Genomic DNA, 20,756 nt, shown 5'->3' with positions numbered 1-20,756 from the left:
ATATATAAGTTGATTGGAGTGGAGGCTGGGCGACTCCTAGGGGCTCATCGGACGCCCCCAGGAAAGCGCCCAGCCGGAACGGAGATCAACGACTCATCATGGTAATTTTCCGATATTTGGTGATTATTTGTAAACTTAAGAGAATAAGAACGTACTTCTACCATAATAATAAAGTTTTGAAATTAACATTTTTAAATACCTAGAAAGGAAGGGATTCATTTGACACATGTATACACGAAAATGCATACGAGTGCGGATTTATTGAAAAGTACGATTCGTCTTGAACAATTGATCCCTTTTTTACAAGAGCAAAATACTCAGGCCTGTGCAATCGTCAATTCAAAATTGTACGGGCTTTTGCCTTTTTGTAAAGCATTGCAGCAAGCGAATATTCATGCTGTAATAGGGCTCACGATAAATGTACAGTGGCAAGAAAGAAAGGTTCCACTTGTGCTCTATGCTCAGACGCAAGAAGGCTACCAGCATCTTTTAAAGATTAGTAGTGCAGTTTCAATTCGAGAGGATGATGCACTTCCTTGGAAATGGCTTGAAGGATATGCGGCAGGCTGTGTGGCATTACTTTCTTCGGATAACTTAATAGAAATTGAGGATTGGACTGAAGTAGCAAGTGCTCTAAACAAGGTATTTGGTAACCGTTTATTTATGGGTATAGCAAGACCTGCAGGGATGATAGCAGAAAAAGAAGAAGCGTATGTAGCATGGTGTGAAACTATGAACATAACTGTAGTTGCCTCTCAGAGCTGCTATTTTTTACGTCCAGAAGATCATTTTGCCTTTGAGGTTGCAAGAGCAATAGATTCAGGTGACAAGATTACCGATACAATGTTATCAGCTCAATTACAAGGTTATTTCGCTCCAACGAAAGAGGAATGGCAAAGTTGGTTTGCTGATTATCCAGAATGGCTTGAGTCTAGTGCAATGATGCTTGCTAGCTGTACGGCGGAAATTCCTGAAATGCACGTACAAATGCCTAAATTTCCTGTCCCAACAGGTGAAACAGCCGAAAGCCTACTTGTCAAAAAGGTTTTTGCAGGGTTGGCAGAACGTTTAAAGCAAACTGAAATTCCTCAAGTTTATCGGGAGCGACTTCAATATGAGCTTGAAATTATTTGTACAATGGGCTTTGCAGATTATTTTTTAATTGTTGCAGATTTCATGCAGTTTGCTAAAGAAAATCGTATTTTAACTGGTCCTGGTCGTGGTTCATCGGCGAGTTCTCTTGTTGCTTATAGCTTATCTATTACGCAAGTAGATCCGTTAGTTTATGGCTTATTATTTGAACGATTTTTAAACCCTGAACGTGTTACACTGCCAGATATAGATATCGATTTTGTCGACAGTAAAAGACAAAAAGTTATTCAATATGTCACTCAGAAATATGGCAAGGCAAATGTAGCGCAAATTATTACGTTTGGTACTTTATCCGCTAAGGCAGTTGCTAGAGATGTTGCTCGTGTTTTTGGTTTTGACGCTGAAACATTGGAGAAAATTTCAAAAATGATTCCGAATAAATCTGGGATAACATTGCAAAAAGCACTGACCGAATCACAAGGTTTACAAGGCTGGCTAGCCGAGGATGAAAAACATCGGCGCTGGTTTGAAGTGGCGTTAAAACTAGAAGGGTTGCCAAGAAATTCTTCTACTCATGCAGCAGGGGTTGTGCTGTCGCCTTCACCATTAGTTAATACGATACCGATTGAAGAAGGCCATGATGGCGTATATTGTACGCAATGGCCGATGGGAGATGTAGAAGCTAGTGGGCTTGTCAAAATGGATTTTCTAGGATTGCGCAACCTGACAATTTTAGAGCAGATTCGTTGGTCGATTTATAAATCTGGCGGACCTTGGATCGAGTTTGAGCTTATTCCCATGCAGGATGAAAAGACATTTCAACTTCTTCAAATGGGCGATACATTAGGAATTTTTCAATTAGAATCGGAAGGTATGAAGCAAGCTTTACGTGATATTCATCCAAATCATTTTTTAGATATAGTGGCAGTCAACGCGTTATATCGCCCTGGTCCAATGGATTTTATACCTGTATATGCAAAACGAAAAGCAGGAAGGGAATCGGTTACTATGCTCCATCCAGCGTTAGAACCTATATTACGTGAGACGTTTGGTGTCATAATTTACCAAGAGCAGATTATGCAAATTGCTTCGGTGCTGGCTGGTTTTACGATGGGACAAGCAGACTTACTGCGTCGGGCAGTAAGTAAGAAAAATCGTCAAGTATTAGAGGAGCAACGTGCCGCATTTGTAGAGGGAGCAATGAAGCAAGGCTTTGACGTTCATGTGGCAGAAGAAGTGTATGCATTAATTGTGCGCTTTGCAGACTATGGTTTCCCTAAAAGCCATGCTGTCGCATACAGCGTTATTTCCTACCAAATGGCTTATTTAAAAGCACATTTCCCACAAAGCTTTTATACAGCACTTTTATCAAATGCAACAGGAAATGTGGAGAAAATTCTACAGGTTGTGAGTGAGGCGAAGGAGAAAGGGATTACATTTTATCCACCGTCATTAAAACAGAGTACAAAGTTTTTTACTGTTGAAAAGGATGGAATTCGCTATAGTTTATCAGGAATAAAGGGAGTGCCTCATACATTTATAGAGAAGGTAAATGTCTTACGCCAAACGAATGCAGAAGCATTTGATAATTTATTTGACTTAGCAGTTGCTTTAAGTGCGCAGCATTTTAAACCAAAAGTAATGGAATCTTTAATTTTTGCTGGAGCTCTTGATTATATAGGTAAAGATCGTGCTGTACTAATAGCTACATTGGAGGCAGCCTTAAAGCATGCTGAACTGCTAAGACCAACTGAAGATATTGATATAGAATCTGCTACTGCCTTTAGTTTCGGTAAGCCGAAGTATATGGAAGCGGAAGCGATGCCACAAAAGGAAAAATTACTTCATGAAAAGGAAAGTCTTGGTTTTTATATTTCTGCACATCCGGTCTCAGAGGAAAGAGCTTTTTGGAATGAAGTAAATAGTACGTGCCGAGAGTTGAAGCATGCTCGTGAGGGAACGTATATAAAAATAATTGGCATAATAGAAGAAGTAAAAAAAATACGCACAAAAAAAGGTGAGCAAATGGCTTTTGTTCAGCTTCAGGATGAGTTTGGAACGGTATCTGTAACCTTATTCCCGCAAGTTTTCCATCTTGTTCAAGAGCTGTTACTAGTAGACGAAATGCTTTACATTGAGGGAACTCTTGAAAGGCGCTTTGGTAAACCTCAAGTGAAAGTAAAACATGCGCAAACGACGAAAAGAATATGAAATTGAAGAAAAATTTAGAAACTGCATAATCTTTTATGCAGTTTTTTCTTTACTTTTTAATAATTATTTTGTAAGCTAGAGTCAATGTTGAAAAGTGGTCAGACCACTTTTGTCTTCATTCAGTATAGATTCTATCTTTTGAAGTGGTGGGTTTCGTTTCTTTACTTTTCAATAGGTATCCAAACATCTGCTGAATGAAGATAAAGCCTTTGGATGCATCGTTTATCTCAGCTATAAATAATCTAAGGCAAAATTGATAGAACGAGGAGTTGATCGTATGGATAAAAAAACCGAACAAAAGAAAGTTTTTTTAGATATCGTCCAACAATTACGACAACTTATTAAATTAGAAAAAATACAGGCTGGTGAAAAGCTACCTTCCGAACGAGTCCTTTCAGAACGTCTAGGTGTCGGGCGATCCTCCGTGAGAGAGGCATTGCGAAGCTTAGAGTTGTTAGGTCTTATTGAAACGAAACATGGGGGAGGTACTTTCCTAGCTTCCACACATAAACATCAGCTAGTGGAAATACTGTCGATGTTTATATTAGAAGATGAAAAATCAAAAAAGGATGTCGAATTAACGCGAGAAATTCATGAAAAGGAAGCTATTCGCGTAATAAGTTGTACAGAGACTCTGCGAACACTACCTGTGTGGGACAGTTTTTTTGTAAAGCTAGAGATAGAAAGTGCGATTAATTGTCGGGACGTTTTACGGGAAATAATAATCACGTCAGGAAATCGTCTTTCACTAAAAGTATGGTTTCAGTTAGCAGTTTATGACGGTGACCGATTAAATCGAAATTCAACAGAAGAAGAAAAATTAATCATTCAAACAATGTTGAAATCGATGCAGCTAGGATATGAAAAAGAAGCATTAAAAGCTTACGAGCAATGGATGAAGATTGTACGAAGTAATTAGACAACAAAGGGGGAGTCAAACATGGCAATTCGCAGCTTATTTACGAAAAAGAAAGAGGATGGACAAGAAAAGGGATTTCCAGAAGGACTTATGACAAAATGTCCAGAATGCCGTCACATTCAATTAACGAAGGAATTAGAAAAAAATAATAAAGTATGCTCGAAATGTGACCATCATTTCAAAATGACAGCACAGGAGCGCGTTGCATGCTTTTTAGATGAAGGTTCATTTGTTTCAATGGACGATCATTTACAAACAAGTAATCCGCTTAATTTCCCTGCTTATGTTGAAAAAATTTCAGCGGATCAACAAAAAACGGGATTAAATGAAGCTGTACTGACAGGAATAGGCACCCTTGATGGAGAAGAAATTGTAGTAGCAATTATGGATTCTCATTTCCGTATGGGTTCAATGGGCTCAGTTGTCGGAGAAAAAATTACACGTGCCATTGAAAAAGCTACTGAATTACGTGTACCGTTTATTATCTTTACTGCAAGTGGCGGAGCGCGCATGCAAGAAGGCGTACTATCATTAATGCAAATGGCAAAAACGAGTGTTGCATTAAAACGTCATAGTGATGAGGGTCTATTGTTTATTTCAATACTCACGCATCCTACAACAGGTGGCGTTTCTGCGAGCTTTGCCTCTGTTGGAGATATTAATATTGCGGAGCCACAAGCATTAATTGGCTTTGCTGGTCGTCGTGTAATTGAAGAAACAGTAAGAGAAAAACTACCAAGTGATTTCCAAACGGCAGAATTTTTATTAGCACATGGTCAGCTTGATGCCATTTTCCATCGAAAAGATTTACGAAACCAAGTAGCAGTGCTTGTAAAAATGCATACGAAAGGCGGCGTGCAACATGTCTAAAAATTTAGCTTTTGAAGAACCAGTAGTACAATTACGTGAAAAAATTGATGAATTAAAAACGATTGCTACCGAAGCAGATGTAGATATGACAGGCGAAATCGAAAAGCTTGAAACACGTCTAACACAGCTTGAACAATCTATTTACGCCAATATGAAGCCATGGGATCGCGTACAGGTTGCTAGACATCCAGAACGACCAACAACTTTACAATATATAGAGGCTATGTGTGAAAACTTTATTGAGTTACATGGTGATCGTACATTTGGTGATGATGCAGCTATTCTTGGAGGAATTGCTTTTTTTGAGGGACAGCCGATAACAATTATTGGACACCAACGCGGAAAATCTACTAAGGAAAACATCCGTCGAAATTTTGGTATGCCACACCCTGAAGGATATCGTAAGGCATTACGCTTAATGAAACAGGCTGAGAAGTTTAAGCGTCCAATTATTTGTTTTATTGATACGAAAGGTGCTTATCCGGGTAAGGCAGCTGAAGAACGCGGTCAAAGTGAAGCGATTGCTAGAAATCTCGTCGAAATGGCGGGCTTAACAGTGCCGATTATTTCTATCGTAATTGGGGAAGGCGGAAGCGGCGGTGCACTTGCATTAGGTGTAGCAAATCGTGTCTTTATGTTAGAGAACTCAACTTATTCGGTTATCTCGCCAGAAGGGGCTGCGTCGATTTTATGGCGTGATGGTAGCCTAGCGAAGCAAGCAGCAGAAGCAATGCGTATAACAGCACCTGACTTAAAAGAGCTTGGTGTTATTGATGGAATTATCCCTGAGATTACAGGTGGAGCACATCGCAATGTAGCGAAACAAGCACTTAATATAAAAGAATGTATAAGTGATACACTTAAAGCATTGAATTGTTTAAATGGCCAACAATTAATTGAAGACCGTTATGAGAAATTTAAAAAGATTGGACAATATACAGAAGCTTAAATTACAGTTTTAAGTTTTTGGATATGTAAATTTGCTCGAAAATAGTTAGAAATTATAATTCATATTCATAAAAAATAAGAGTGAATAGCACGAAAAAATATGTGAAATATATTGAATGAATGTTAAATTTCGGATATTTTTGAATAGAAAGAGTGTGTGAAAGCGCATTCTTTTTATTTTTTATGTAAAAGTTATGTTTTTCTAGCCTCAGAACCCTTACATAGTTTGTTTTTTCATGTTAATGTGAATAATAATAGTATCTGCAGGAGGTTCGACAATGAAAAAAATTGCCGTATTAACAAGTGGTGGAGATGCGCCAGGAATGAATGCAGCCATTCGTGCAGTCGTTCGTAAAGCAGCATATCATGGAATTGATGTTGTCGGAATTAAGCATGGCTATGATGGCTTAATAAAAGGTAATATGGAAAATCTCGATTTAGGTTCAGTAGGTGGCATTATTCAACGTGGTGGTACCCATTTAAATTCAGCAAGATGTCCTGAATTTAAAGAAGATGCTGTTCAGCAGCGAGGCATTGATAATATGCGTGAAGCTGGCATTGAAGGACTAGTCGTTATTGGTGGAGATGGTTCTTACCGTGGAGCTATGGATTTAGTGAAAAAAGGCTTTCCTGTTGTAGGCGTACCAGGAACAATTGATAACGACGTACCTGGAACCGAGTATACTATAGGATTTGATACTGCACTAAATACAGTCGTGGAATCGATTGATAAAATCCGAGATACAGCAACTTCCCATGAAAATTCCTTTATAGTTGAGGTAATGGGACGAGATGCAGGGGACATTGCTTTATGGGCAGGTCTTGCAGCTGGTGCTGAAACAGTTCTAATTCCAGAAGAAGATTATAATTTGGATGACATTGTGGCACGCTTAGATCGTGGTGCAGCTCGCGGGAAAAAGCATAGCATTATTATCGTCGCTGAAGGTGTCATGTCTGGTAACGAATTGGCGAAGCTTTTATATGAAAAAACAGGAAAAGAAACGCGTGTTTCTGTTCTTGGACATATCCAACGTGGCGGTTCACCTACTGCGCGTGATCGTGTTTTAGCGAGTCAATTTGGTGCACATGCAGTTGAATTGCTGATGGAAGGAAAATCTGGCAGGGCGGTAGGTATCCGCAATCATCAAGTTATTGACTACGATATGCCTGAGGCTTTCGAAAAAAATCATGAGGCAGATGTAAGTTTATATACTTTAATGAAAGAACTATCAATATAATTTGTCATAAAAACGGAGTGGGCAGAAAATGAGAAAAACAAAAATCGTATGTACAATTGGTCCGGCAAGTGAGTCACCAGAAGTTTTAGAGAAACTAATTGAAGCAGGTATGAATGTAGCCCGCTTAAACTTTTCACATGGTTCTCATGAGGAGCACGAAGTACGTATTAATTTAATTCGCGAAGTAGCACAAAAACTTGGGAAACCAGTTGGGATTTTACTCGACACAAAAGGTCCAGAAATTCGTACGCATAATATGAAAAACGGAGAATTGCATTTAGCAGCAGGGCAAGTAATTGATATTTCAATGACCGAAATTGAAGGAACTGAGTCAAGCTTCTCTGTAACGTACGATCGTTTAATCGAGGACGTTGAGCAAAACTCAATTATTTTATTAGATGATGGACTTATTCAATTACGTGTTTTAGCAAAAGATATGGAAAAAGGACTTATTCATACGATTGTTGAAAATGCAGGTATCTTAAAAAATAAAAAGGGTGTTAACGTACCGGGCGTTTCTGTACAGCTTCCTGGAATTACAGAAAAAGATGCACAGGACATTTTATTCGGTATTAAACAAGGTGTTGATTTTATTGCAGCTTCGTTCGTTCGTCGAGCAAAGGATGTACTAGAAATTCGAGAATTACTTGAACAAAATGGTGGTAACCACATTCAAATAATTCCGAAAATCGAAAACCAAGAGGGTGTCGATAATATCGATGAAATCATCTTAGTTTCAGATGGATTAATGGTAGCGCGTGGTGACCTAGGTGTAGAAATTCCAGCAGAAGAAGTACCACTTGTACAAAAGAAATTAATTTTAAAATGTAATCAAGTAGGTAAACCAGTTATTACAGCTACACAAATGTTAGATTCGATGCAGCGTAATCCACGCCCAACTCGAGCAGAGGCTAGTGACGTAGCAAATGCAATTATCGATGGTACAGATGCAATTATGTTGTCTGGTGAAACGGCAGCAGGGCTTTATCCAGTAGAGTCCGTACAAACAATGAATAAAATCGCACAGCGTACAGAAAATTCATTAGATTATAAGGCAATCGTCTCTACACGTAGTCGTGAAAAAGAGGCAAACATGACTGAGGCGATTTCTCAGGCAGTAGCATACACTTCGATTAACTTAGGTGTGAAGGCAGTACTAGCACCAACAGAAAGTGGTAACACAGCTAGAATGATTGCAAAATATCGTCCTGGTGTACCGATTGTCGCTGTGACAGGTTCTGCTAATACAGCTCACGCATTAACATTAGTTTGGGGTGTGAACCCAGTTGTATGTCAACGAGTTACGACAACAGATGAAATTTTAGAACTAGCTGTTGATGAAAGCTTGAAGCATGGTTTCGTAACGCATGGTGATGCTGTTGTCATTACGGCAGGTGTACCAGTTGGTGAAGCAGGTACTACTAACTTAATGAAGGTACACATCATCGGAGATTTATTAGCTCGTGGTCAAGGAATTGGTAAAGCTTCAGTAGTAGGCAAAACAGTTGTTGCCAAAAATGCTGCAGAGGCACTAGCATATGATACAGACGGATGCATTTTAGTAACAGTTGGCTCAGATCGTGATATGATGCCAGCACTTGAAAATTGTATTGGTTTGATTACAGAGGAGGGCGGGCTAACAAGTCATGCAGCGGTTGTAGGACTTAGCCTTGGTATCCCTGTTATCGTCGGAGTAAAAGAAGCGACTACATTGATTCGCCACGGTCAAGAAATTACAATGGATGCTGAAACAGGCGTTATTTACAAAGGGCATGCAAGTGTTCTTTAATCTATAAAATAAAGCTCTAGTGCAACTATTTGCACTAGAGCTTTTCTTATAGTAAAGAAGTAAATAGCATTTTGCGTTTTTTTACCGAAATCTAGGAATGACATTTTGTTAAAACATATGTCGTGTGTATAAGTTGATTGGAGTGGAGGCTGGGCGACTCCTTGGGGATTAGCAATAGAGGAACGAAGGCTAAAAGCATCACATCCTGTGATAACGCCTTCGTGACCAACATCGTGCTGCTGTCGCTACGTTACACTCACGCTTTCGCGCAAAAAACATCTGTTGGCCCGAGACTCTGGAGCGAGCAACGCGAGTGAAGCGGCTCATCGGACGCCCCCAGGAAAGCGCCCAGCCGGAACGGAAATCAACCCCACGTTATGGTGATGGGCTAATTTTGCCTAGTTTAAACTTACTTTACTAAATAAAAATTTCTCTCATGGAATGAGATTTACTATAAAAAGAATAACGTCATCGTCTCCTTAAATTGGACCCATTATTTTTTAAATGAAACTTAATGGGCTATAATAACGTATAAAAGGTATAGCCTTTTCAACTAGAAAGGAGAAAATATGAGAAAAGTACTTCTTGGTTTCATTGTCTATGGATTAGCCGAGTTGGCGTTATTAATAGTAATTGGTCAAAATTTTGGTGTTCTAAATACATTATTGCTTATAGTCGCTACGAGTATTATAGGTATTTATATAGTGAAAAATAAAGGTATGAATTCGGTACAAAAGGTAAAAAATACGATAGCACGCGGAGAAGCTCCGGGGCCAGCATTAGTTAACACAGTATTAAATTTCAGTGGTGGTGTACTTCTAGCATTACCAGGTTTTATAACTGATCTTGTTGGTTTATTATTACTTATGCCTTTTTCTCGTAAAATGTTCCAGCCAATCTTTTATTATTGGATGCGGAAAAAAATGAAAAAGGGTCAATTTATCATCGTTCAAAAATAGCATTATCTTTTAGTTTAACCGCTAAAAATAAAAATATAGGGCTCAGTAAAATGCCGTAAAAACCAAATAATAAAATAGAGGCAGCACTGATGAAAAAAGTATGGAATGTACGTAATTGTAATGTATTTGACCAAAGCATGGATTCAGCTAGCTGCCTTGTTAATTGAACGAAGAGATACAAAAGTAAAATAGCTGCACATAAAAAGGTATTGCCTTTTAAGTAAAAATAAACGCTCATGGGTACAAGGAATACGCCAATCCCAAAGAACGGAAGTACATCTGCAAATGCAACTATAAAAGCTTTAATGATGGCTTGTTCAAATTGGAGAATCATAAATCCCGCACAAAGAATGAGTAGTGTAATTGTGAATAGCTGAAACTCTACGTACAAAAAGTAATGAAATAGCTGCATTATTTTAGAAAAATGCTTCTGCCATTCATTGCGGAATTTTTTTGGCACATATTGAAAAAACCAATAGCGGGATTTGCGCGTTTCCAATAGGGCGAAATAGTAAGCAACAAGGAATATAAATACTTCAATTACATGCTTCATGAATAGCTGGAAAATATTAGCTGTGTATAAAAAGATTGAATCGAAAATAGAGAGGGATTTTTCCTTTAAAACTTGGATGAACATTGATTCATATTCAGTAAAAAGCGGGAAATTTTGTAATGTATTTCTGATTTCCGGGAAGACAAGAATAATACTGTTTATCGTTATGATAACGAGAAGAAAAACGCAAGCTAGTATAAGTGCTTCCACAATAATTGCTGCAAGCCAATAGGTAATTCTACAATAAGAATGAAGGAATTTTATGATAGGATAAGTGGAAAAAGATAAAAATATCGCAAGTGATACAGGCAATACGAACCACAATATTACCAAATAGAATATGAAAAATAAAATACTTGTAGTTCTTTCGAATGAAAAATATTTAATATTCCTCATTTTTACAAATTCACCCCGTTTCAAATGATAATTTAAAATTGAAATGCGCAAAAGAATCTCTTTTAAAACTCATTTATAATCGCTCGCGCACCTTTTTCTTTATTCGGAGGTTTTTCATTCACAAAGCTGTCAAAAATGATTATAATAGCAATGTAAGCGATTAACTTAATGGTTCATATGAGCAAAAAACGTAAATGCGAGCTAATAACTGCATTTACCACTAAAAAATATATTATGAGGGAGCGATAATTTATGTCAGCAACTAAAGGTTTAGAAGGTATCGTAGCAGCGGAATCTAAAATCAGTTCAATTATCGATGACACACTTACATATGTTGGTTACAACATTGATGATTTAGCAGAGAATGCGTCATTCGAAGAGGTAATTTATTTATTATGGCATACTCGTTTACCAAAAGCGGACGAGCTAGCTGAATTAAAACAACAATTGGCAGACAACATGTCTATTCCACAAGCAATTGTAGAGCAATTCAAAACATACCCACTTTCAACTGTACATCCAATGGCTGCACTACGTACTGCAGTATCTTTACTTGGTGTATTCGATGAAGAAGCGGATGTTATGGATACAGAAGCTAACTACCGTAAAGCAATCCGTTTACAAGCTAAAATTGCTACAGTAGTTACTGCATTTGCGCGTGTTCGTAAAGGTTTAGAGCCAGTTGCGCCAAAACCAGAATTAGGATATGCAGCAAACTTCTTATACATGCTTAAAGGTGAAGAGCCAGCAGCAATCGAAGTGGAAGCATTCGACAAAGCATTAGTATTACATGCTGATCACGAATTAAATGCATCTACATTCACAGCACGTGTATGTGTAGCTACATTATCAGATGTTTATTCTGGTGTAACTGCAGCTATCGGTGCATTAAAAGGACCACTTCATGGTGGTGCAAATGAGCAAGTTATGAAAATGTTAACTGAAATTGGCTCACTAGAAAACGTTGAATCTTATATTCAAAATAAATTAGATAACAAAGAAAAAATCATGGGCTTCGGTCACCGTGTATACCGCAAAGGCGACCCACGTGCACCACACTTACGTGTAATGTCACAAAAATTAACTGAGCTAACTGGTAAACCAGAGCTTTATGAAATGTCAGTTAAAATCCATGACATGATCGTAGAACAAAAGAAATTACCTGCAAACGTAGACTTCTTCTCTGCGTCAGTGTATGATTCTTTAGGTATTGATCATGACCTATTCACACCAATTTTCGCAGTGTCACGTACTTCTGGTTGGGTAGCTCATATTTTAGAGCAATATGCTAACAACCGCCTAATCCGTCCACGTGCAGAGTATGTTGGACCAGGCATGCAAAAATATGTTCCAGTCAGCGAGCGCTAATTCGGAAAATATGCTAGAATATTTGGGACTGTGTTACTAAAAACACAGTCCTATGATTATGAATTTAGGAGGCAACATCAATGTCAAACAAAATTGTAGTTGAAAATGGCGTACTTAATGTACCAAACAATCCAGTAATTCCTTTCATCGAAGGTGACGGAATTGGTCCAGATATTTGGGCTGCAGCATCACGCGTAATCGACGCAGCTGTAGAAAAAGCTTACAACGGTGAAAAGAAAATCGAATGGTTAGAAGTTTTAGCTGGTGAAAAAGCATTCAACCAAACTGGTGAATGGTTACCACAAGAAACTTTAGACAAAATTAACGAATACCTAATCGCAATCAAAGGTCCTCTTACTACGCCAATCGGTGGTGGTATCCGCTCTCTAAACGTAGCATTACGTCAACAGCTTGACCTATATGTATGCTTACGTCCAGTACGTCACTTTGATGGAGTACCTTCTCCAGTTAAACGTCCAGAAGATGTTGATATGGTTATCTTCCGCGAAAACACAGAAGACATCTACGCTGGTATTGAATTCGAATCTGGTTCTGAACAAGCACAAAAAATCATCAACTTCCTACAAACTGAATTTGGTGTTAACAAAATCCGCTTCCCAGAAACTTCTGGTATCGGTGTAAAACCTGTATCTAAAGAAGGTACTGAGCGTTTAGTACGTTCAGCTATCGAATACGCTATTAATCATAAACGCCCATCTGTTACTTTAGTACACAAAGGTAACATCATGAAATTCACTGAAGGTGGATTCAAAAAATGGGGTTATGAATTAGCTGAAAAAGAATTTGCTGATCAAACATTCACTTGGAACCAATATGATGCTATTAAAGCTGAACAAGGTGAAGAAGCAGCAAACAAAGCACAAGCTGACGCTTTAGCAGCTGGTAAAATCTTAGTTAAAGATTCTATCGCTGATATCTTCTTACAACAAATTTTAACTCGTCCAAATGAGTTCGACGTAGTTGCTACAATGAACTTAAACGGTGACTATATCTCTGACGCATTAGCTGCTCAAGTTGGTGGTATCGGTATCGCTCCAGGCGCAAACATTAACTATGTAACTGGACACGCGATCTTCGAAGCTACTCACGGTACAGCTCCAAAATATGCTGGTCAAGATAAAGTAAACCCATCTTCAGTATTACTTTCAGGCGTATTAATGCTTGAGCACTTAGGATGGCAAGAAGCAGCTGACATGGTTACTAAATCTGTAGAGAAAACAATTTCTTCTAAAGTTGTAACTTACGACTTCGCTCGTTTAATGGACGGCGCTACAGAAGTAAAATGTTCAGAATTCGCTAATGAATTAATCAAAAACCTATAATTTTCTATTTTAAATAGAAATTATAGTTAAAGCGGAAGTATGTTCTGCCGATATAATTAGGGTGAAATGTAAATTTCTATTGACCTTAGCTTAATAAAATATTTACAATGAACTTGTTTAATCGAGGGAGGAGAATTTATTCTCCTCCCTTTTTTAAATTCTTTCAGTCGGTGTTTAAACATCCGCTGAAAGAAGCCTCCGGCGGATGTCACGGAATCGGAAAGGAGTTCTTTGTGCTTGCACAAAACCGGTTCCTGACACAATTTATGCCGAGGCATAATTGATTATATAACCTAATTTTAAAGGAGCGTATTCGAATGTCTCTGAAACGAAAAAAAATCTCAGTAATCGGTAGCGGTTTTACTGGCGCTACTGCAGCATTTTTAGCAGCTCAAAAAGAACTTGGTGATGTAGTGTTAGTGGATATTCCTCAAGCTGAAAATCCAACAAAGGGTAAAGCTTTAGATATGTGGGAAGCTGCACCGGTGCAAGGCTATGATTCTTATGTTAAAGGTACTTCTAATTATGCAGATACTGCAGATTCTGATGTAGTAATCATCACTGCTGGCGTTGCACGTAAACCAGGTATGAGCCGTGACGATCTTGTTCAAATTAACCAAGATGTAATGAAAGCTGTTTCTAAGGAAATTGCTAAATACTCACCAAGTGCAACAATCCTCGTTCTTACAAACCCAGTTGATGCAATGACTTACACAGTATTCAAAGAAACTGGTTTCCCTAAAAATCGTGTAATAGGTCAATCGGGTGTACTTGATACAGCTCGTTTCTGTGCGTTTGTAGCTGAAGAACTGAATATCTCAGTAAAAGACATCACAGGTTTTGTGTTAGGTGGTCATGGCGATACAATGGTGCCACTTACTCGCTACTCATTCGCTGGTGGTATTCCATTAGAATCATTAATTCCAGCAGATCGTCTTGAAGAGATAGTAGACCGTACACGTAAAGGTGGCGCTGAAATTGTTAACCTCCTTGGTAATGGTTCGGCATATTATGCTCCTTCAGCGGCGCTTATTGAAATGGCGGAAGCGATCATTAAAGACCAAAAACGTATACTTCCATCAATTGCATACTTAGAAGGCGAATATGGCTACAATGATTTATATCTAGGTGTTCCGACATTATTAGGTGCAAATGGTATAGAAAAAATCTTTGAGCTTGATTTAACAGACAAAGAAAAAGCAGCTTTAGATAAATCGGCAGAGGCTGTCCGCGACGTTATGAAAGTTTTAGCTTAATAAAGTTTATGAAATCGAGTGGGATTCATTCCTACTCGATTTTTTTAAGTAATGGGACATCGAAAAAATAAGATAGTGCGTCAAAAAGGGGTAGAAAGTAGATATAGGTAATTCACGGAAACATGTAGGGTCCGCATACTGTAATGAAGATTATTATAATCAATGTTTGAAAAGAGCTACAAAATACTATTGATAAAGGCCCAACGGATTTTCCTTCAATTAACGGGGTAGCTTTTTTAAACAAGATAAAAAAGTTTGTTAGTACAAGTAAAACATCGAGGTAAAATTATGAAATTAACATTGGCAACAACCAAAGAAATCAATATCCTACAATCAAAATATAAAAAATTTAACACTCACCTTCTCGAAAAGCCAAATGAGTTATACAATCATATAGGAATTATGGACGTATTCAATCGTGTTCTTACTGAAGAAGAGGCATTTGAGTTATTGGGAGAAAACCATAATTTAAAGTATAGTGCAAATTTCTTGGATACTTTTACGCAACTTTTTCATAAAGAAGAGAATGGAATGTATGTACACATTTATAAAAAAGGTTTGAGTAAAGAAGAATTTAAATATAAATTAAGTTGCTTAAATCGGTCGGAGGCGAATATTTTTCGAAAATTGTTTTCCAACAATAAGGGTATTTATAAAATAGGGGATGTGGAAGCTCTTGTCTTTTTTACGAAACTCTCAGTAACTGAACTATATTTTTCAAATTTTTTCCTTCCTTCTTTGGATACAGTGATAATAGGGAATTGGGATTTGTCTTTTCCTATTTATTCTAAGTCGATAATAGGTTTTAATAAGTGTAAGGAGATTATTGAAGAAAATGGCTTATTTATACGACAATAGGATAAACAGTAATCGAAATACCGATTTCTTGTTTCGATAAAGAGTGCAAGAGTTTAAGATAAGCTACCAAAGTCAATGGTAGCTTTTTTATTTCACTAACGGAGCAATTTAGTTGAATGAGGGAAATATTAAATATATATAATAAGGCAAAATATTGTTAAGATTTGATAGGTCAAATATTCTATGGTAAGAGCATTTCTCCAACAAGCGGAGGGATTTTTTACCAATCGATAAGTATTTATTATGAACGCAAAATCACAGCGTTCATTAAAGAACAATTAATATTCCAAATTGTATGGAGGAGTCACGTTGGTTAATGAAGTAATTAGAAATGCTAAAGAAATGATTCAAAAGTCTGGAACTTCCACTAGGATAGCGACAGTTGGTGAAATCAATGATCTAAATGAAAAACTGGATATTAAACTTCCAGAATGGTTGCTAGAATTAATGACTACAGTAGAAGTGTGTGATAGTGAATTGGTTGTTCCTCTAGATGAAGAAGATGAAGAAGCTGAATTACGAATTGAATTCTTGAATCCAAAGTTTATTATTGAAGGAAGTTTCGATGCTGTTCCTGGCTGTGCAGTATATGAAAGCGGTTATATTTGTATCGGAGAAGAAATAGCTATTGGAGATGCATACGCAATAAATATACACGAAGGCAATAATCCACCTGTCTATTTATTAAACCATGAATATGGTGAAGAGACTGAGATGATAATTGAAAATAAACTAACTGTTGTAAAGAAATTATCTGACCTTTTCCTCGTTGCGACCATAAAAAGTAAAATTGTTGATTAGCCCTTTTAAACGTTGATTTGTGAAAAATTACACTTAAACTATCGGAGGCAAGAGTTTAAGATCTAGTACCGAAATTAAAGAAAGCTTTTCTTATTGTGCTAACTGCAGACTAGTTTAATAAAGACTGATAATAAATAGATTGTTATGTATAAAAATCTAAGGGAGGAATGTATATGGAAGACTTTGGAGATCTTTTGCCAAATTGCCTTTACTTCCTAACCTCCTCGAATAGATTCAACTTATGAATTGGCTAGTTGCACCAAGCGTACTTTTATCTTTACCAGAAGAAATTGTCCCACATGTGCAAGATGTTTTATCTTCAGCTGATGAAAGCTGGAAGTGGTTTGCTTTACACTTTTTGGTAATCAAATTACCAGTAGAGTCAAGAATTCAATTTAGAGAGTATTTAACAAGAGTGGCGGAAACACCTACACATAATGAACTTGCAGAGGAATTTGATGAAATCGCAAAAGAGATTTTGGAAACAATCTAAAAAATATCCCTTATTCAACTTAGGAGATGCTTTAGTTGAATAACTAGCAAGAGGTAACCATCTCATATGTGGAGGTTTCATTTAATTTGGGTGATGCCACAACTTAAGAGTTGAGGAGACAATTTGTTAAAAACGTATGCTATGTTAATAAGTTGATTGGAATGGAGACTGGGCGACTCCTTGGGGATCAGCAATAGAGGAACGAAGGCTAAAAGCATCACATCCTGTGATAACGCCTTCGTGACCAACATCGTGCTGCTGTCGCTACGTTGCACTCACGCTTTCGCGCAAAAAACATCTGTTGGCCCGAGACCCTGGAGCGAGCAACGCGAGTGAAGCGGCTCATCGGACGCCCTCAGGAAGCTTTGCTCTGTGCGAAAGTGAAGCGACAGCAACAAATGTTTTCTGTGCGAAAGCGAAGCGACAGCAACAAAGCACCCAGTCGGAACGGAAATCAACCCCACGTTATGCTAACGCTTTACTTTCATGTAGATATACAATACTGCTGCTTCGCTTTCATTACAGAAAATATATTGCTGAATAAAGATAAAATGGTTATTCTGCTTTTCGTTGTACTTTTGGAATAAAATTGATACTATGAAGGTATATGATAGAAAAGGGGTTGGCGTATTTTTGCTTCAAAAAAACAGTAAGCTTGGTCTCACTATTGATGAAGTTACAGTTGGCGAGAAGATTCATATTACCGAGAAAATAGAAGATAAGGATTTACTGCTTTATTTAGGACTTACGAATGATAATAATCCGCTTTATATTCAACATGATTATGCAGCGATGACGCCTTTTCAAAAGCCAATCGTACCAACAATTATGTTAAATGGCATTATTACTTCAGCAGTGTCAAAGTATATTCCTGGACCAGGTGCACGAATTATTGAGCAACATATAAAATATTTAGAGCCGCTCTATCATTATGAATTATTTGATACTCTATTAGAGGTAACGGAAGTAAATAAATTACAAAATACAATTACTGTATCGGTACACTCTTATAATGAGCAGAAGCAGCTTATGATTGAGGGTACTTTGCTGGTGACACCACCACTTGCTTTATAGACGTCTTGAGATTTGAAATGGGGGTTTCAAATCACTAACGGAGGCTTTATACATGACAAAAACGATTTTAGTGGTAGAAGATGAATTTTCGATTGCGACATTATTGAAATATAATTTAGAACAGGCTGGATATGTTGTAGAAACAGCTGCGGACGGTCAAGAGGGTCTAGATAAGGCAATCGATTTACAACCAGATTTAATTTTATTAGATTTGATGCTTCCAAGGCTTGATGGTATGGAAGTTTGTAAACAGATCCGTCAGCAACGTATGAATACACCTATTATTATGCTAACAGCAAAGGATGATGAGTTCGATAAAGTACTTGGTCTAGAGCTAGGAGCAGACGATTATATGACGAAGCCCTTTAGTCCGCGCGAAGTGTTAGCACGGGTAAAGGCGGTTTTAAGACGTTTTACACAAAATGTAGTGCCTGAAGAGAAGAATGCGCCACAAGAGAAAATGTTTGAATTTGGGCAATTGCGTGTCTTTCCAGAGCGATTTGAAGTATTTTTACAGGAAGAGGCACTGGAATTTACACCAAAGGAATTTGAGTTACTCATTTATTTACTTGAAAATAAAAACCGTGTTTTAACACGTGATCAGCTATTAAGTGCTGTATGGAAGTATGACTTTGCTGGGGATACTCGAATTGTAGATGTGCACATTAGCCACCTTCGGGATAAAATCGAAGAAAATAGCCGTAAGCCGATATTCATCAAAACAATTCGTGGCCTTGGCTATAAATTCGAGGAGCCGAAGACGACATGAAATCAATGAGCAACCGCTTATTCTTGACATTCATACTATTGCTTGGATCGATATTAGCTGTCCTAATGATTGTTATAGGTCAGCTTTTTCCTGTTTATATAGAACAGTACAATGAGCAAGCTAGTTTACAGGTGCAAGAATCCATTAACCAAGTATTAGATGAACGAAAGATCGAACTAACAAAAGAAGATAGAGAGGCACTGTATACTGCTCAAAACATTGAGGCAACAGATTCTATAATATCGAATGTTCATGCGCGACTTTATATTGTGTTAGCGATTCTTTTTTTAATAGCGCTTATTTTAATGGCTATTGTAAGCCGCTATATGATTCGAAATTTCACTGCTCCTATTGATAACGTGACAGATACAGCACTTGAACTGGCGAAGGGAAATTACCGTGCTCGTGCCCATGAAAATGAGCATGAACGCATGATGCCACTTAGTCACTCTATCAATATTTTAGCGCGTAACTTACAGGATATTACGGCGATTCGCGAGGTAGAAGAGGAAAGGCTTAAAACGTTAATTGAAAATATGGGAAGCTCCCTCATGATGATTGGACGTGAGGGCAATATATCTATCGTGAACCGTGTATTTTTAGAGCGTTTCGGTATGCAAATTGACGATGTACAAGGAAAAGTTTTTCGTACAATTGGCTTACCTAAAACTCTGGAGCAATTTATCGACCATGTGTTTCTAACTGAAATGCCTTATCGACAACAAATTAAAATGGAGGTCCAACAGGAGCTATACAATAAAGAAGTCTATGGAGCACCTGTTATAGGGGATCATGGTAGATGGCTTGGTGTTGTGATCGTCATGCACGATATTACAGAGCTTGTTCGTTTAGAGCAGATTCGTAAGGATTTTGTAGCAAATGTATCCCATGAATTGCGTACACCCATTACATCGATTAAAGGCTTTTCTGAAACTTTACTGGATGGAGCATATAAGGATGAAAAAATGCTGCTATCTTTTTTAGAGATCATTTATAAGGAAAGTAACCGTCTGCAAATGCTTATCCAGGATTTACTAGAATTATCGAAAATTGAGCAGCATGGTTTTACCGTTAATATTATGCCGATGGGCTTGCAAGATGTACTTATACGTGGAGCAGAGCTGACAGGACCTCGTCTGGATGAGAAAAATATGAGCTTTCGTGTTGATATAGAACGTGATGTTCAAGTTATGGGTGATGCGAATCGTATCATTCAAATTGTCACGAATTTAATTACTAATGCTATTACGTACTCTCCAGAAAATACAATCGTTACAATTCGATTAAAGGAAAATGAAACGTACGGTATTCTTGAAATAGAAGACCAAGGTATAGGTATTGAAAAGCATGAAATTGCCCGTGTCTTTGAACGGTTTTACCGTGTGGATCGTGCAAGAAGTCGGAATTCTGGGGGTACAGGTTTAGGGCTTGCTATTGTGAAGCACTTAGTAGAGGCGCATCATGGCCGCATTCAGGTAGAAAGTGAAGTTGGAATTGGGACAAAAATGATTGTCATGATTCCGAAAAAATTAACGAATTCTTTACATTAGCACAATTTTAGATTCACAATGGGGCCTTATACTTGTTAGTAGAAACCCCTATATAATTATTAAGACTTTTTAATAGCCAAAAAAATCTTTATATATGAAGATTTTCTGTTTGTGTTGCTTAGTTATCGCCGATAGGAAGAATCTATTGCCAAATTTTTTGGTGATAGATTCTTTTTCTGTTTTACACGTATCGCAAATAGGTGTAAAGTATAGTAGCATAATATTCAACTAACTTATTAGTTAAGTCAATCGGGCTTACGGTCTGCACT

At 37.6% G+C, this 20,756-nt stretch carries 17 protein-coding genes; 16 read left to right on the top strand and 1 reads right to left on the bottom strand.

The annotated features are described in order from the left end of the window. Positions 1 to 219: 219 nt before the first annotated feature. The 7 genes from dnaE (at position 220) to ACIQ7N_RS12575 (ending at position 10,026) form a co-directional block, all read left to right on the top strand. Complete coding sequence (gene dnaE / locus ACIQ7N_RS12605; protein WP_402932509.1) at positions 220 to 3,303, top strand: DNA polymerase III subunit alpha; 3,084 nt, start codon at positions 220 to 222, stop codon at positions 3,301 to 3,303. 277 nt (positions 3,304 to 3,580) lie between these two features. Beyond that, the gene (locus ACIQ7N_RS12600) at positions 3,581 to 4,222 is read left to right on the top strand and encodes a FadR/GntR family transcriptional regulator (RefSeq protein ID WP_402932506.1); all 642 of its coding nucleotides are present in this window, start codon (positions 3,581 to 3,583) and stop codon (positions 4,220 to 4,222) included. 21 nt (positions 4,223 to 4,243) lie between these two features. Further along, positions 4,244 to 5,092, top strand: coding sequence for an acetyl-CoA carboxylase, carboxyltransferase subunit beta (gene accD / locus ACIQ7N_RS12595; RefSeq protein ID WP_132357198.1), 849 nt, complete (start codon positions 4,244 to 4,246; stop codon positions 5,090 to 5,092). Then, positions 5,085 to 6,041, top strand: coding sequence for an acetyl-CoA carboxylase carboxyltransferase subunit alpha (locus tag ACIQ7N_RS12590; RefSeq protein ID WP_402932503.1), 957 nt, complete (start codon positions 5,085 to 5,087; stop codon positions 6,039 to 6,041). Before accD ends, ACIQ7N_RS12590 begins: the two co-directional genes overlap by 8 nt. A 277-nt stretch (positions 6,042 to 6,318) precedes the next feature. After that, complete coding sequence (gene pfkA, locus ACIQ7N_RS12585) at positions 6,319 to 7,278, top strand: 6-phosphofructokinase (RefSeq protein WP_132357196.1); 960 nt, start codon at positions 6,319 to 6,321, stop codon at positions 7,276 to 7,278. Between the two features lie 28 nt (positions 7,279 to 7,306). Continuing rightward, positions 7,307 to 9,067: a pyruvate kinase gene (gene pyk, locus ACIQ7N_RS12580; RefSeq protein WP_402932500.1), complete on the top strand. Its 1,761-nt coding sequence runs from the start codon at positions 7,307 to 7,309 to the stop codon at positions 9,065 to 9,067. A 569-nt stretch (positions 9,068 to 9,636) separates the two neighbouring features. Then, on the top strand, positions 9,637 to 10,026 hold the full coding sequence (locus ACIQ7N_RS12575; protein ID WP_402932497.1) for an FxsA family protein: 390 nt from the start codon (positions 9,637 to 9,639) through the stop codon (positions 10,024 to 10,026). Here the strand turns inward: ACIQ7N_RS12575 and ACIQ7N_RS12570 are convergent. Then, entirely contained in the window at positions 10,010 to 10,975 is a 966-nt protein-coding gene (locus ACIQ7N_RS12570) for an AI-2E family transporter (RefSeq protein ID WP_402932494.1), read from the bottom strand. The two genes, ACIQ7N_RS12575 and ACIQ7N_RS12570, sit on opposite strands and share 17 nt — an antisense overlap. Positions 10,976 to 11,227: 252 nt before the next feature. Here ACIQ7N_RS12570 and citZ point away from each other — a divergent pair, with 252 nt between their 5' ends. From citZ to pnpS, 9 genes are all read left to right on the top strand, one after another. Then, positions 11,228 to 12,343: a citrate synthase gene (gene citZ / locus ACIQ7N_RS12565; protein ID WP_132357192.1), complete on the top strand. Its 1,116-nt coding sequence runs from the start codon at positions 11,228 to 11,230 to the stop codon at positions 12,341 to 12,343. An 80-nt stretch (positions 12,344 to 12,423) separates the two neighbouring features. Beyond that, positions 12,424 to 13,686 carry an NADP-dependent isocitrate dehydrogenase gene (gene icd, locus ACIQ7N_RS12560; protein ID WP_132357191.1) on the top strand — a complete coding sequence of 421 codons (1,263 nt, stop codon included), beginning with the start codon at positions 12,424 to 12,426 and terminating at the stop codon, positions 13,684 to 13,686. 317 nt (positions 13,687 to 14,003) lie between these two features. Continuing rightward, positions 14,004 to 14,942, top strand: coding sequence for a malate dehydrogenase (mdh, locus tag ACIQ7N_RS12555; protein WP_402932490.1), 939 nt, complete (start codon positions 14,004 to 14,006; stop codon positions 14,940 to 14,942). Positions 14,943 to 15,230: 288 nt separating this feature from the next. Then, positions 15,231 to 15,800 carry a hypothetical protein gene (locus ACIQ7N_RS12550; protein WP_402932487.1) on the top strand — a complete coding sequence of 190 codons (570 nt, stop codon included), beginning with the start codon at positions 15,231 to 15,233 and terminating at the stop codon, positions 15,798 to 15,800. A gap of 309 nt (positions 15,801 to 16,109) precedes the next feature. Then, positions 16,110 to 16,601, top strand: a complete 492-nt coding sequence (locus ACIQ7N_RS12545; RefSeq protein WP_402932484.1) for an SMI1/KNR4 family protein — start codon at positions 16,110 to 16,112, stop codon at positions 16,599 to 16,601. Positions 16,602 to 16,842: 241 nt separating this feature from the next. Next, complete coding sequence (locus ACIQ7N_RS12540) at positions 16,843 to 17,094, top strand: DUF5071 domain-containing protein (protein ID WP_402932481.1); 252 nt, start codon at positions 16,843 to 16,845, stop codon at positions 17,092 to 17,094. Positions 17,095 to 17,727: 633 nt separating this feature from the next. Continuing rightward, the gene (locus ACIQ7N_RS12535; RefSeq protein ID WP_132357189.1) at positions 17,728 to 18,168 is read left to right on the top strand and encodes a MaoC/PaaZ C-terminal domain-containing protein; all 441 of its coding nucleotides are present in this window, start codon (positions 17,728 to 17,730) and stop codon (positions 18,166 to 18,168) included. Between the two features lie 52 nt (positions 18,169 to 18,220). Further along, positions 18,221 to 18,937: a response regulator transcription factor gene (locus ACIQ7N_RS12530; RefSeq protein WP_274068551.1), complete on the top strand. Its 717-nt coding sequence runs from the start codon at positions 18,221 to 18,223 to the stop codon at positions 18,935 to 18,937. Then, the gene (gene pnpS / locus ACIQ7N_RS12525) at positions 18,934 to 20,487 is read left to right on the top strand and encodes a two-component system histidine kinase PnpS (RefSeq protein ID WP_402932476.1); all 1,554 of its coding nucleotides are present in this window, start codon (positions 18,934 to 18,936) and stop codon (positions 20,485 to 20,487) included. The genes ACIQ7N_RS12530 and pnpS overlap by 4 nt, the downstream gene beginning before the upstream one ends. Positions 20,488 to 20,756 lie beyond the last annotated feature (269 nt).

The sequence above is a fragment of the Lysinibacillus sp. NPDC095746 genome, assembly GCF_044763535.1.
Classification (GTDB): Bacteria; Bacillota; Bacilli; order Bacillales_A; family Planococcaceae; genus Lysinibacillus.
Note: the sequence above shows the minus strand (reverse complement) of the source record. Positions and strands in the feature narration are given on the sequence as shown.